Source organism: Gammaproteobacteria bacterium, from assembly GCA_030680605.1.
GTDB lineage: Bacteria > Pseudomonadota > Gammaproteobacteria > SURF-13 > SURF-13 > JAQBXX01.
On record JAUXUQ010000010.1, the window covers coordinates 173,494 to 187,755 of the forward strand.

At 58.7% G+C, this 14,262-nt stretch carries 10 protein-coding genes; 4 read left to right on the top strand and 6 right to left on the bottom strand.

The features are described from left to right. Window positions 1–37 precede the first annotated feature (37 nt). From Q8L89_05570 to Q8L89_05585, 4 genes are all read left to right on the top strand, one after another. Entirely contained in the window at window positions 38–2,083 is a 2,046-nt protein-coding gene (locus tag Q8L89_05570) for a methyl-accepting chemotaxis protein (GenBank protein MDP1708517.1), read from the top strand. 497 nt (window positions 2,084–2,580) lie between these two features. Beyond that, entirely contained in the window at window positions 2,581–7,641 is a 5,061-nt protein-coding gene (locus Q8L89_05575; protein MDP1708518.1) for an Hpt domain-containing protein, read from the top strand. 10 nt (window positions 7,642–7,651) lie between these two features. After that, complete coding sequence (locus Q8L89_05580; protein MDP1708519.1) at window positions 7,652–8,701, top strand: chemotaxis protein CheB; 1,050 nt, start codon at window positions 7,652–7,654, stop codon at window positions 8,699–8,701. After that, window positions 8,698–9,162 (top strand): chemotaxis protein CheW, encoded by a 465-nt coding sequence (locus Q8L89_05585; protein MDP1708520.1) that lies wholly within the window; start codon window positions 8,698–8,700, stop codon window positions 9,160–9,162. The genes Q8L89_05580 and Q8L89_05585 overlap by 4 nt, the downstream gene beginning before the upstream one ends. Here the strand turns inward: Q8L89_05585 and purD are convergent. From purD to soxY, 6 genes are all read right to left on the bottom strand, one after another. Further along, window positions 9,159–10,448, bottom strand: a complete 1,290-nt coding sequence (gene purD / locus Q8L89_05590) for a phosphoribosylamine--glycine ligase (protein ID MDP1708521.1) — start codon at window positions 10,446–10,448, stop codon at window positions 9,159–9,161. The two genes, Q8L89_05585 and purD, sit on opposite strands and share 4 nt — an antisense overlap. A 3-nt stretch (window positions 10,449–10,451) precedes the next feature. After that, on the bottom strand, window positions 10,452–12,020 hold the full coding sequence (gene purH, locus Q8L89_05595) for a bifunctional phosphoribosylaminoimidazolecarboxamide formyltransferase/IMP cyclohydrolase (protein ID MDP1708522.1): 1,569 nt from the start codon (window positions 12,018–12,020) through the stop codon (window positions 10,452–10,454). Between the two features lie 24 nt (window positions 12,021–12,044). Next, complete coding sequence (fis, locus tag Q8L89_05600; protein MDP1708523.1) at window positions 12,045–12,326, bottom strand: DNA-binding transcriptional regulator Fis; 282 nt, start codon at window positions 12,324–12,326, stop codon at window positions 12,045–12,047. Next, window positions 12,323–13,318: a tRNA dihydrouridine synthase DusB gene (gene dusB / locus Q8L89_05605; GenBank protein ID MDP1708524.1), complete on the bottom strand. Its 996-nt coding sequence runs from the start codon at window positions 13,316–13,318 to the stop codon at window positions 12,323–12,325. The genes fis and dusB overlap by 4 nt, the downstream gene beginning before the upstream one ends. Window positions 13,319–13,407: 89 nt before the next feature. Continuing rightward, entirely contained in the window at window positions 13,408–13,722 is a 315-nt protein-coding gene (gene soxZ, locus Q8L89_05610; GenBank protein ID MDP1708525.1) for a thiosulfate oxidation carrier complex protein SoxZ, read from the bottom strand. 24 nt (window positions 13,723–13,746) lie between these two features. Then, entirely contained in the window at window positions 13,747–14,208 is a 462-nt protein-coding gene (soxY, locus tag Q8L89_05615; protein MDP1708526.1) for a thiosulfate oxidation carrier protein SoxY, read from the bottom strand. Window positions 14,209–14,262 lie beyond the last annotated feature (54 nt).

Consider the following 14,262-nt stretch of genomic DNA (forward strand, 5'->3'; position numbering starts at 1 on the left):
TACGGTATCTTTAAAAAGTGTGAACAGGGAGTCTGTTATGCAAGTGAAATCTAAAGCCGCCGGGCAGGTTCGCGGCCTCGATCTGGGATTGGGATACCTGATTGCTCTGCTGGTGACGCTCATCGTTCTGCTGGCGCTCGTTTTTGGGTACCTGGGTCGTCAGGCGGCGCATGACAAGCAATATCTCACGGATGCGAGTGAGTTGCGCCTGCTTGCAGAAACAACGGCCAAGGATGCCGTAGCGGCGGTGACTGTCAATGCCCGGCCTGAGGTGTTCAAAAGTCTGACCAATGCACGCGATCAGGCCGGGAAGATATTAAACCGCCTCCGGCTGGGTGATGCCGCAACTGGTTTGCCGTCCTCGCCCGCAACGGTTAACGCATCCCTGTCCAAGGTGGTTGAGCAATGGAAGGATGTGCGCCGCAATATCGATACCATTCTCTTGAACCAGGCTCTGCTTGAGTCTGCGGCCGCATTCGTGGCAACGACCAATGAGGTGGTGCCTCAGCTTGTCACGGCCTCGGAGCTCCTGATACAAACCATGAAGGAGCGAGGTGTGGGCGCGGAAGACCTGTTGGCAGCCAGTGGTCAGGTGCTATTGATTGAGCGCATCAGTTCCAGCGTAAACCGCGTATTTCAAGGTGCACAAACTTCACAGGAAGCAGCGCAGGCTGCGGATATTTTCCGTCGCTCGGTGTCATTGTTTTCAACAACCCTGGAAGCAATGCGGAGTGGCAATCCGGCTATGAGGATCAGCGCGATCCCGGATTCCGAGATTCAGAAACAGCTGCGGGAAATATCACACATGCTGAGCGCCATACTTGATCTTGACCTGCTGATCCTGGAAAAATTTCCGGACATATTCAAGACCCAGGATGCTGCTACATCTATTAGTCGGGTCAGCCACACACTGTTCGAGGACGGCAAGCAACTGGTGGGTGCCTATGCCGGCTTGGAGGGGCAGCGTCTGATATTGCCATGGTACGGTTACGTACTGGGTGCGCTTGCCTTGATTACCCTGATTGTGCTCGGTTACAAGCTGCAGCGCGATGCCCTCCAGCGGTTGGAGGCGAGTACCGAGCAGAACCGCCGCAACCAGGCGGCAATTCGCAGCCTGCTGGATGAAATGGGTGGGCTCGCGGAAGGTGATCTTACCGCCCGCGCGACTGTGACGGAGGCGTTCACTGGCGCGATTGCCGATGCCGTCAACTATGCCATCGACGCCCTGCGCAGTTTGGTGACAGTCATCAACGAGACCACGGCACAGGTGTCGGTAGCCGTCCAGGAATCGCAGGCTACGGCGATCCAGCTCGCCGAGGCGAGCGATAACCAGGCGCAGCAGATTACGGAGGCGAGTAACGCGGCGAATGAGATGGCGGCGTCCATTGAGCGGGTGTCTGCCAATGCTGCGGAGTCATCAGAGGTGGCGCTGCGTTCGGTGGCGATCGCAGACAAGGGTGTGAATATGGTGCAGAGCACTATTCAGGGTATGGATGCAATCCGTGAACAGATACAGGAGACATCAAAGCGCATCAAGCGTCTGGGCGAAAGCTCACAGGAGATTGGTGACATCGTTGAACTGATTAATGATATTGCCGACCAGACCAATATTCTGGCGCTCAACGCCGCTATCCAGGCCGCCATGGCCGGTGAAGCTGGCCGCGGTTTTGCGGTAGTGGCGGACGAAGTGCAGCGCCTCGCGGAACGCTCTGGTAGCGCGACCAAACAGATTGAGGCCCTGGTGAGGACGATCCAAGCCGATACCAATGAAGCAATTGCCTCCATGGAAACAAGTACTGCCGGTGTGGTGAACGGAGCGCGACTGGCGCAAGATGCAGGCGAGGCGCTGAAGGAAATAGAGCGCGTATCGGTACACCTGGCGGAGCTGGTGCAGAATATTTCGCACGCCGCGCGTCAGCAGTCATCTGCGTCGGCCAGTATTTCAGATACCATGAGTTCCATCCGCGAAATTGCTGCCCAAACCTCGGTGGGCTCGAATGAAACTGCGGCCTCGATCGGCAGTCTCGCTGGTCTGGCGAATGATCTACGCACCTCGGTTGCGGGCTTCAAGTTACCGGGTTGAGGGCGGATGCTCTCCGGGTACATGAAGAATACGGCACACTGTCGGTTGGCTGGTGTGTCAGGCATGGGTGATGCAGAGTTCGCGCAGCGGATCAGGCTGCTGCTGGAGGTTCGTACCTATATCCGTCCTGCAATGCCCGGGGCAGCAGGTTGGGGGGCATTTCACAGGCATAAACGGGGTGTGCGTGAGCCTGCCTCGCTGAGGCGCTATTTTATCCAGGTGGTGGATGATCACTGCCAGATAGGTGAGTGTCTGGGTAATCGCATGCGTATCGAGTGTGCCAATTCCCTGAAACCAGTTTTATCCACCCTTGCCGGAATCGGCGCTATTTTTTGTCAGAATGTACTTGTCTATTTCAGTCAGCAGCAGCGCGCAGATATCCTCGGCAGGGTGCCAAATCCGGCAGAGAGCATGCCATGGCCTCATCCGGATATGAGGCGTGTGTCTTGCGAAGCCAGTTTGGCGTATTACCGTCCCGTCTCATGAAGGTGGCGAGGTTGGCAGATTACAGTGCGCTCAACTGGGTCAAGCCAGAGATCGACGAGACCTTGAGGCAGGCACGCCATACCCTGGAGGCCTATGTAGCCGATCCGAAGGATGTGATGCAGATGCGCTTTTGTATTGCGCATCTGCATCAGGTGCACGGCACACTGAAGATGATTGAGTTCTATGGTGCGGTGCTGTTGGCGGAAGAGATGGAGCTTCTCGCGCGCTGGCTGGTGGAAGCCGAAACCAGGCAGACAGATGATGTCAGAGAAGTGGCTTATGAAATATTGATGCGAGCCATCTTGCATCTGCCTAATTATCTGGAGCGCCTGCAGAAGGGTCACGTCGATAGCCCGATTGTCATATTGCCTCTGCTTAATGAGCTGCGCGCTGTGCGGGATCTTCCGTTGTTGTCTGAAAGCATGCTGTTTATGCCGGATCCCTCAGTGGTGCCAGCGCCTGCAGCCTCTTCACCCGAACGTGCTGGTGAACCTACGGCAAGGAGGGATGCGCGCGAGCTTGCATTCAAGCTGCGGCCCATCTACCAGCATACATTACTGAACTGGTATCGGGGCCGCTATGCGGTGGAAAGCCTGCATCAGCTTGCCGTTATCGTCGATGAGTTGCAGCAGGCTGCAAGCACAGACAGGGTGGCCCAGGTCTGGTGGGTGGCCGGTGCTTTCATTGAAACGCTTGTCGATGCCGACAATGATGCAGGGGGGGCGGCCAAACAGTTGCTGGGCCAGATTGATCGCGAAATAAAGCGACTGATAGATGCTGGTGAGCAGGAGTTTTCCGCAAAACCTCCCACGGAGCTGCTCAAGAGTCTACTTTATTATATCGGGAGAACACAATCTGCGCGCGCGCGTGTCAATGAGGTTCGACAGGCCTTTCGCCTTGATGTGCTATTGCCGTGTGCTCAGACAATTGATGCTGAGCGCGCGTATCTCACGGGCCCGAATCGGGAACTGATGAGATCTGTATTCACGGTATTGCATGAAGATATCTCCAAGGTAAAGGAAGGAGTCGACATATTTGTACGCAATGAAACGCAGGAATTGTCCGCGCTTTTACCGCTGGAGGAAATCCTGCGCAGGGTGGCTGATACACTCGGTATGTTGAATCTCGGTGCGCCACGCCAGTTGATACTGGAGCAGATGAATGTCGTTGCCGCCATTGCGCGCGGTGTTGTGCCGCCCGGTGAGGTTGCGTTACTGGAGATGGCGGGTGCCTTACTGCAGGCTGAGTCTGCGCTGACGGAGTCGGATATCGTCAAGGCTATGGCAGATGAGGCGTCGGTGGCAGATGGTATCGCAGAGGATGCCGGTTGCTTGCCGAACGCGGAATACCGCGAGATGCAGGATGCTGTGATACGTGAGGCGCAGGTGGACATCTCCCGTATTAAAGACAGTCTGGCGGCATTTTTTGGCATGCCCCGGCAGCGAGATCTGCTTGCAGACATACCCAGGCTGCTGCTGCAGGTCGGCGGTGGTCTGTCCATGCTGTCACTCACGCGCGCCGTTGAAGTGCTGCAGGTGTGCCACGATTTTATCGCACTGGAACTGATCGGATGTGAGGCTGTGCCCAAGCCGCAGCAGCTGGATGCGCTGACCGAGGCCATCAGCGCCTTGGAGTATTATCTTGAGGCGCTGGGTGAAGGCCGCGCTGAACGAGAAATCATTATCGAGCAGGCATTGGGTTGTGCGCGGCGGCTTGTCCAGCCAGAGATGGCCGGCGAGGATGCGGCGGTGTCTGGGGGTCGGCAGTTGCAGCAGGGCGTGACGGAGTCTGTATTCCTTTCCGCGCCAGCCAGGCCGTTGCGCATGGAAGAAATCGATGACGAGATCATGGCGGTGTTTCTGGAAGAGGCCGATGAGGAGGTTGCCTCCATCAGGAGCCAGGTGCAGATATGGAAGGACGATCATGAAGGCCAGGATGCGCTGCATACATTGCGGCGCTCGTTTCACACCTTGAAGGGCAGTGGGCGGCTGGTGGGCGCATCAGAGTTGGGTGCGTTCGCCTGGTCGTTCGAGAATCTGCTCAACCGCGTCATAGACAACACTGTAGCTGCCACGCCGGGGCTGATCACCCTTGTAGAGGAAGCAGCAAGCCAGCTACCCGGGCTGGTGGAGGAGTTCAAGGGAAATGCAGCATCACTGGGAGATATTCCGGGCTTGGTGGAGCGCGCACGTGTACTAAGCCAGCCGAATCAGGCGGCCACAATGAACACAGTCATGCCTGCCGCACAGCAAGTTGCCGCAGCGGGATCGGTTGTCACTGTGTCGCGGCCGGCAACGTACATAGAACCCGTGATGGATCCCGTATTGCTTGAGATATACAGCAGGGAAACCACTGCACATCTTGCGGCTCTGCGGGCATTTATCTCGCGCTGCGAAACCGATGCCGCATGCAAGGTGGACGAAGACCTGGTGCGCAGGTTTCATACACTGCATGGTAGCGCGGCTATGGCCCGCGTGTCTGACATCGCTGCTCTCTGCGATGTAATGGAAGAATATGTCAAGGTACTGCGTGATACGGACACTGCGTTCAGTGGCGAGGCTCTGGACGCGCTGAACAGGGTGTGCGATGCAATTCAGGCCAGAGTTTATGCATTACAGTCCCCCGGTAATATGCAGCCCGATAGTAATGCCCTGCGGATGCACATTACCGATCTTTTCGTCAGGGCGCGGCAGCAACATGGCCTGCAGGCTGGTTTTGCTGCCCCTGTCGTACCGGTCCCGGAACACGTAGAGCGCGATAGCGATATGGCGGCAGTGTTCATGGATGAGGCAAAGGAGGCCCTGGATGCCAGTGATGCTGTTCTGCAGCAATGGATAAAGCAGCCGGTTGACCGCAAACTTCTGGAGGAGCTGCGGCGCGAGCTCCATACCCTCAAGGGGGGCGCGCGTATGGCGGATGTTACCGAGATGAGTGATCTGAGTCACAGTCTCGAGTCTCTGCTTACCGCTATGCTAGAAAGGCTGATTCTGCCCTCAGATGCCATCAGTGCACTGATTCAGCAGGCCCATGATCGGTTGCTCGCAATGCTGGACCGTCTGCGTATGGGCCAGCCACCGGCCGCTGCCGGTGACCTTATTGCGCAGATCAATGAGACGTTACATCCCGCTCCCGCCATGCCCCCTGTCACCGCGCAGGGGGCACATAATTCAGAACCGGATGCCGGGTTTCCTGTGGCTATGGAAGAACAGCCTGTGGAGATGGAGGATGGCCGTGCTGGTACATACGCTCAGCGTGAACAGATACGTGTCCGCTCAGATATGCTGGATAATCTGGTTGGCCACGCTGCTGAGCTGAGTATCTTGCGCTCGCGCATTGAACAGAAAATAACCGCATTCAAATTCAGCTTGGTGGAGATGGAGCATACTGGAACGCGTCTGCGCGATCAGTTGCGCCGGCTTGAAATTGAAACAGAAACGCAAATCCTGTTCCGCTATGCCGAGAGTGGGCGGCCTCATGAGCAGGAGTTTGACCCGCTGGAGCTTGACCGTTTTACCCAGATGCAACAACTTTCACGCAGCTTGCTGGAGAGCGTGAGCGACATCGCAAGCATTCAGGGGTTGCTGCAGGGCCTGGTGAGTGAATCAGAGATGCTCCTGATGCAGCAGGCGCGAGTGAATACTGACCTGCAGGAGAGTCTGTTGCGTACGCGCATGGTGCAATTCTCCGCGGTGCTGCCGCGTCTACGTCGTATCCTGCGTCAGACAGGTGAAGAACTGGGAAGACAGGTCGAGCTGCACGTCTCCGGCGCGGAAAATGAGTTGGATCGTACTTTGTTGGACCGTATGGTGCCTGGCCTGGAGCACATGCTGCGTAATGCCGTGGGCCACGGTATTGAGGGCAGGGAAGATCGGCTGGCAATGGGTAAGCCGGAAACGGGTACCATCAGCCTGAGACTTGTGCGCGAAGGCACCCATGTCGCTGTCAGTATCAGCGATGACGGGCGCGGTCTTGATCTGGAGGGCGTGCGCACCAAGGCTATCGAGCGCGGCTTGCTGAGCAAGCACGCCCAGGTAACTGACAGCGAACTGATGCAGTTCATTCTTGAACCGGGATTCAGTACGGCGCCGGAGATCACACAGATCTCCGGACGCGGTGTGGGTATGGATGTGGTGAGCAGCGCTATCAAGCAGCTTGGGGGGACTCTTTCCATCAGGTCAGAGAGAGGTGCAGGATCCACATTCACCATGCGCCTTCCCCTTGCATTGTCAGTGAGCCATGTATTGATGGTGCAAGTGGGTGACGACGTTTACGCTGTTTCACTCGCCACTGTCGAGCGTGTTATGCGTATCTCACATGAGGAGCTGAAACAGGTATACGCGAGCGAGGAGCGTACATATCGTGTTTCAGGGCAGAAGTACCCGTTTTTACATCTGGGAACGATGCTGCACGCAAGTCACCCGCAATTGCCGGGACCGGGGGGAAAGGCGACAGCCTTGTTGCTGCGTACGGGTGAGAAGCGCATCGTAATTCATGTCGATGGTCTGATCGGGAGCCGTGAAATCGTAGTGAAGTCAGTGGGCGTGCAGATCAGCACCATAAGGGGTATTACCGGAGCCACTATCATGGGCGATGGGCGTGTGGTCTTGGTGCTCGATATTGCTATCATGCTGGATGGCAGTGCCATGTCCTCCACAGTGCCATCGGCTGCGGGGGAGGCAGGGCATGAGGGTATTACCGTCATGATAGTGGATGATTCCATTACCGTGCGCAAAGTAACCACCCGTCTGCTCGAGCGCCACAATATTTCCGTACTTGCAGCCAAGGACGGTATGGATGCGATTACATTGTTGCAACAGCATGTGCCGGATGTAATGTTGCTGGATATCGAAATGCCGCGTATGGACGGCTACGAGCTCGCCGCACATATGCGTGGCGATGAGCGTCTGCGCGATGTGCCGATCATGATGATTACCTCGCGTACCGGTGACAAACACCGCGATCGTGCCTTTGCACTGGGCGTGAACCGCTATCTGGGAAAGCCCTTCCAGGAGATAGACCTGTTGAACAATATTCATGCCTTGCTGGCCGAACATGTGGAAGCTCGGCACTGAGGTGGCGTCCATGCCAGGCCCGCTGCCACGCATCGCCATCGTCTCCTGCTCGGAGCAGCAGCGCATGAATCTGGGGCGAATACTTGCCAGCAATGACTTGCAGGTGGTGCTCAACCAGTCGCCCAGCCACGAACTGTTGACGCTGGCGCGAGAACACAAGGCCGAGGTGCTGCTCATTGACCTGGGCGATGACGCCTGCTTCGATGAAGAAGTGCTTGCGTCTTTACTGGGGCAGAATGTATTACCTATGCTGTTCAACGACAGTGCTGCGACGCGGTTCAGTGCCGGAATGCCGACAGGGGACTGGGGGCGACGCCTGGCGCGCAAGCTGGCAGTGATCGCGGCTGAAACCCGTAGCCAGTTACCGGTATCCACGCTGTTGCCGCGGCCTGTGGCCACGCCCGTCAGTGCGCAGAGCCTTGGCAGTGGAGTGCTGCCGGCAGCCGTTGATGTCTGGGTGCTATGCGCTTCAATCGGCGGCCCGCATGCATTAAAGAAGTTTCTGGCAGCACTGGCGCCTGGCTTGCCGCTGGCCTTCATACTGGCGCAACATATCGGCATCAAGTTCATTGCCTTGCTGGCTCGGCAACTGAATCAGGTTTCAGACTACCAAGTACTGCCGGTGCAGGCGGGGGCAACGCTATGTCAGCGGCAGGTAGTGCTCGCGCCCGTGGACGAGGAGATTGATTTTGACTCTGCAGGGTGCATCCGGTGCACGCCGGTTGCCGAAAATGATGTATTGTACCGTCCGTCCATAGATTCGGTGCTGGCGAAAGTTGCCCGGCGTTATGGCAAGGGCAGTGGTGCAATAATCTTCAGCGGTATGGGCAATGATGGTGCCGAGGGTGTGCGTGCCATTGCTGCGCAGGGTGGTGAGGTGTGGGCGCAGGATTACGCCAGTTGCCTTGTGAGCAGTATGCCGGATCAGGCGCGATTGACCCGCGTTGTGAGCTTCAGTGGTACGCCGGAAATTCTTGCGCAACGGCTGTCGCAGCGTTACGCAACTTCGGTTGCTGCAGTCGCACATCCGTTGCCAATGCAGCAGGAGCGCACTGCATGAGCGCTGCCGAATCAGCAGTCCATTGTCAGTTACTGCCGCTCAGGAATGAGCATTTGTTGCTACCCAGCACTGTCATCGCCGAGGTGATACGCTTTGGCGCACTGGAGCCGATGGAGGGGGTGCCACCCTGGCTGCTGGGGCGGATTGCGTGGCGGGATCGTGCCATTGCGGTGGTTTCATTTGAGGTCGCCTGCGGTGAGCAGATCCCTGCGGAAAGCCGGCAGACGAAGATTGTGGTATTGAGTGCCCCGGGTGACAATGCCCAACTGGATTTCTGGGGGGTAGTGGTGCAAAACATGCCGCAATTGCTGCAGGTCAGTGAAGCCAACCTTGACATGGTCGAGCACGAGACCGAGCTGCACCCGCTTAGCTACTGCCACGTGATCGTGAATGGCAAGACCGCCATCATACCCAATCTGAGCGCACTGGAGGAAAGGCTGCTGGCTAGTATGCCCGGTTAGCCCAGGACTTCACGCGCGATAGCGCGATGGCCGATGTCGGTACGGTAATACATGTCGTTCCAGTGTATGAGCCGGGCCAGCGTGTACGCACGCCGCTGTGCTTCACCCACGGTATCCCCCAAGGCGCAGGCGCACAGTACGCGTCCACCCGCCGTTGTCACCACATGGTCACGCAACTGGGTGCCGGCATGAAACAACATGCTGTCGGCAGGCGGTATCTGATCCAGGCCGTGGATGACATCACCGCTGCGATACGGTCCGGGATAGCCGCCTGCGGCCAGCACCACACCCAGTGCCGCGCGCTCGTCCCATTTTGCATGGATCTCGTGCAGGCGCTGGTCGAGCGCCGCGTTACACAAATCAACCAGATCGGAGCGCAGGCGCATCAGGATCGGCTGAGCCTCCGGATCGCCGAGCCGGCAATTGAATTCCAGTACGCGCGGGCTGCCGTCCTGGGCAATCATTAGCCCGGCATAGAGGAAGCCGGTATAAGGGTTGCCTTCGCTGGCCATGCCGCGCAGGGTGGGCTCGATCACCTCGCGCAGGATGCGCGCATGCAGTTCCGGTGTCACTACCGGCGCGGGTGAATATGCCCCCATGCCGCCGGTATTGGGGCCGCGATCACCATTGTCGCGCGCCTTGTGATCCTGCGCAGTCGCCAGTGGCAGGGCGTGGCTGCCGTCCGCCATCACAATGAAGCTCACTTCCTCGCCAACCAGGAATTCCTCAATCACCACCCGCCGACCGGCACTGCCGAGGCTATTGCCACCCAGCATGTCACGAATGGCGCTGGTGGCTTCGGCCTCGTTCTGTGCGATCACCACTCCCTTGCCAGCGGCCAGGCCATCGGCCTTGATGACTATGGGCGTGCCGACAGACGCTACATAGGTACAGGCGGCATCGATGTCAGTAAAGGCGCAATAGGCCGCGGTGGGGATATGGTGGCGTGCGAGAAAGTCCTTGGCATAGGTTTTCGAGCTTTCCAGCTGTGCCGCTGCGCGCACAGGGCCGAAGCAGCGCAGCCCTGCCGCAGTAAAGGCATCGACCACGCCGAGCGCGAGCGGTACTTCCGGGCCGACAATGGCGAGGGCTATGGCGTTCTCGTGCGCAAAGCTGGCCAGGGCGCCGATGTCATCGGCCGCGATGGTGACATTTTCCAGCTTGGGTTCATGCGCCGTACCGGCGTTACCGGGCGCGACAAAAACTGTGCGCACCTTGGGCGACTGTGCAACTTTCCATGCCAGCGCGTGTTCGCGTCCGCCGCCGCCAATGACAAGCACCTGCATGTGTTAATGCCGGAAGTGGCGCATGCCGGTAAAGACCATGGCAATGCCATGCTCGTTGGCGGCAGCGATGACCTCCGGGTCGCGCATCGAACCACCCGGCTGGATCACGGCGCTGACGCCGGCTGCCGCTGCGGCATCCAGGCCGTCGCGGAAGGGGAAGAAGGCATCACTGGCCAGTACGGAATCATTGATAGTGAGACCGGCGTCGGCGGCCTTGATGGCGGCGATGCGCGCGCTGTAGACGCGACTCATCTGGCCGGCGCCAATGCCGGTAGTCATGGCGTCCTTGCAGTAGACGATGGCGTTGGACTTGACGAAGCGCGCCACCTTCCAGGCAAACAGCAGGTCTTGCATCTGTGTTGGCGTCGGCGCGCACTGGGTAACAATTTTGAAGTCCTGGGGATTAATAATGCCGAGATCCTGATCCTGTACCAGCAGCCCACCGTTGATGCGCTTATAGTCGAAGCTGGCGATGCGCGCCGCAGACCAGGGGTCGCAGGCGAGTACGCGCAGGTTGGGTTTGGCGGCAAGCAGTACCCGCGCCTCGTCGCTGTAGGCGGGCGCGATAATGACCTCGACAAACTGCCGTTCGAGGATGGTCTGCGCCGTGGCGGCATCCAGCGGCTCGTTGAAGGCAATGATGCCGCCGAAGGCCGAGGTGGGGTCGGCGCTGTAGGCGCGCTGATAGGCCTCGCGCGGCGTCTTGCCGAGTGCCACGCCGCAGGGGTTGGCATGCTTCACGATCACGCAGGCCGGCGCCTCGGTGAATGATTTTACGCATTCCAGCGCGGTGTCGGCGTCGGCGATATTATTGAATGAAAGCTCTTTGCCCTGGATTTGACTCGCGTTGCTGACGCAGGCCGCCGGTGGTTGATGCTCGGTGTAGAACGCGGCCCGCTGATGCGGATTTTCGCCGTAACGCAGCACCTGGGTCTTGCGAAACTGGGCGGTATAGGTGCGCGGGAAGACGGTAACGCGCTGACCGGTGCTGTCGAGTGTGCCGAGATAGTTGGCGATGGCGGCGTCGTAACACGCGGTGTGTTCAAACGCCTTCACCGCCAGCAAAAAACGCTGCTGGTCGCTGATGCCACCGTGGGCTGCAATCTCGTCCAGCAGCGGGCCATAGTCCGCTGCATCGACCAGCACCGTGACGGCGGCAAAATTCTTGGCCGCCGCGCGCAACATGGCTGGACCGCCGATGTCGATATTTTCAATCGCCTCGACAAAGCTGCAGCCGGGCCGGGCAATGGCGGCCTCGAAGGGGTAGAGGTTGACGATCAGCAGATCGATAGGAGCAATGTCGTTCTGCGCCATCACTGTCTCATCCATGCCGCGTCGACCCAGCAGGCCGCCATGGATTTTGGGATGCAGGGTCTTGAGGCGGCCGTCCATCATTTCGGGAAAGCCGGTGTGGTCGGAGACCTCAACGACTTGGACACCATTCGCGGCCAGCAGTTTGGCGGTGCCACCGGTGGAGAGAATTTCAACGCCGAGTTGCTGCAAGCGCTGTGCACATTCGATGATGCCGGTCTTGTCGGAGACGCTGATAAGGGCGCGTTTAATCAGGGGCATGCAGTGTTCAAACGTGAAAGCGGCTTATTCCAGGCCATGCAGGTTGAGTTTCTTGCGCAGGGTGCTGCGGTTCAGGCCCAGTATCTCGGCGGCCTTGCTCTGGTTGCCATGCGTATGTTGCATCACGCTTTGCAGCAGGGGCTGTTCGACTTCGCAAATGACCATCTGGTAGAGGTCACCTGACTTGTGGCCGTCAAGATCCTTGAAGTAGGTTTCCAGCGCAGTACGGATACAGTCGCGCAGGGGTTTATTGGGGCGGTTGTCGCACGGTAGTGCAGACTTGCCGTGGTGTGTTGCGCTGCTCATGCTGCCAGCTCCGTTTGATTTGCACCATCCACCAGTCGGTCGAAGAACTCGCGGGTGAGCGCCACCTGCTGTTCGAGGCCGCTGGCGGCATTGATGGTTTGGCGGAACAGCGCTCCTCCGCTTTGGCCCTTGCTGTACCACGATAAATGTTTGCGGGCCATCAGCACACCGGTATGCTCACCATAAAATGCGTACAGATTGCGCATGTGATCGAGCAGGATGTCACGAATTTCATGTATGCCGGGCTCCGGCAGGTGTTCGCCGGTGGTGAGATAGTGGGTAATGGCGCGGAAAATCCAAGGCCGTCCCTGGGCGGCGCGGCCGATCATCACGCCGTCGGCGCCGGTATAGTCGAGTACGTGTTTGGCCTGTTCCGGGGTGCGGATGTCGCCGTTGGCGAGTACCGGGATGCGGACCGCGGCCTTGATCGCGGCGATGGTGTCGTATTCGGCCTCGCCGGTGTAGGCGCAGGCGCGGGTGCGGCCATGCACCGCCAGTGACTGGATGCCGCAGGCCTCGGCGATGCGGGCCACCACCACGCCATTGCGGTTGTCCTTGTTCCAGCCAGTGCGGATTTTCAGGGTGACCGGTACGTCGGCGGCTTTGACTACAGCCTCGAGGATGCGCGCGACCAGTGTTTCGTCCTGCAGCAGGGCCGAGCCCGCCATGACGTTGCATACCTTTTTGGCCGGGCAGCCCATGTTGATGTCGATGATCTGGGCGCCGTTGTCGGCGTTGTAGCGGGCGGCTTCGGCCATCAGCTTGGGGTCGGCGCCTGCAATCTGTACCGCGCGCGGCTCGATCTCGCCTTCGTGGTTGGCGCGGCGGCGGGTCTTCTCGCTGCCCCACAGCAGGGAGTTGGATGACACCATTTCGGAGACGGCCATGCCTGCGCCCAGGCGCTTGCACAACTGGCGGAATGGCCGGTCGGTAACGCCCGCCATAGGTGCAAGCACCAGAGAATTATGAAGTGTGTAGGGTCCGATCTGCATAGGGAAGGCTTTTTTAATGTACACGTGTCTGCTGGGCAGACGATTTTATTATAGTTTGTGCGCCGCGTGTTCAGCGACGCGCCTGCACGTTAGCTTATGGTGGTCTCGAGGGCGTCACGCCCGCCCAGATTATCTACCCAACTCAATGCGATGGTATCGCCTTTTTTCCCGCCCTTGAAGTTAAAGGCAATATAGGGATTTTTTGAGACGGCTATGCCCCAGTCAGCTGACAACACAACAGCGCCATTATGCGTACAGGTGATTTCCTGGACGAAGTGCGCGGGGATCGGAGCACCGGTCTTTCTGTCCTTGAACAGGCCGGTCTCCATCACGTGCAGAATCAGGGCCTTGACGGTGGTGACATCACCTTCCAGTGTTGCGCGTAGCTTGATGGTATCTGACATAGAGTTTTTTGCCTGCTTCAGTCTTCAGTTGCCGCAGCCGTTCAGTACAACCCTGACTTTCTTGCGCGTGCTGTAGCGCCTGCCGCCCGCCACGACCACCGCCGTGACGTGCGAAGTCTGCGCCATTTTGATGTTGGCTTTGATGAACGGGTTGACGTTCGATCCAAGCTTGAAGTGGGCTACCAGGGCGCTCGGGTTCTTCTCCACCAGAATCAGGATGGCCTCGGCTTGGGGCAGAGAGCTTTCGATGGTGACCGGCACCACGGCGCCATTTTCGGCCAGATCCGTGACGCTCAGTTGTATCTTGTCACCGGCCTCTACCGTCTCGCCGTCACCAAACAGGGCGCGCAACGCCCCATGGGAATTCCTCTCGCGGAAGGCCTCGACGGGCCAGGCGGCGACCGCCAGTCGCGGGAGGTACAACAGCATCCCCCCCAACGCGCTCGCCAGCGTGCCCAATAAAAAGCGTCGGCGTGAATTGTCCATCACGGGTGTGGTACTCCTGGCTTGCCGGGAAAGTCAGCCTGCGGAACTGAACGC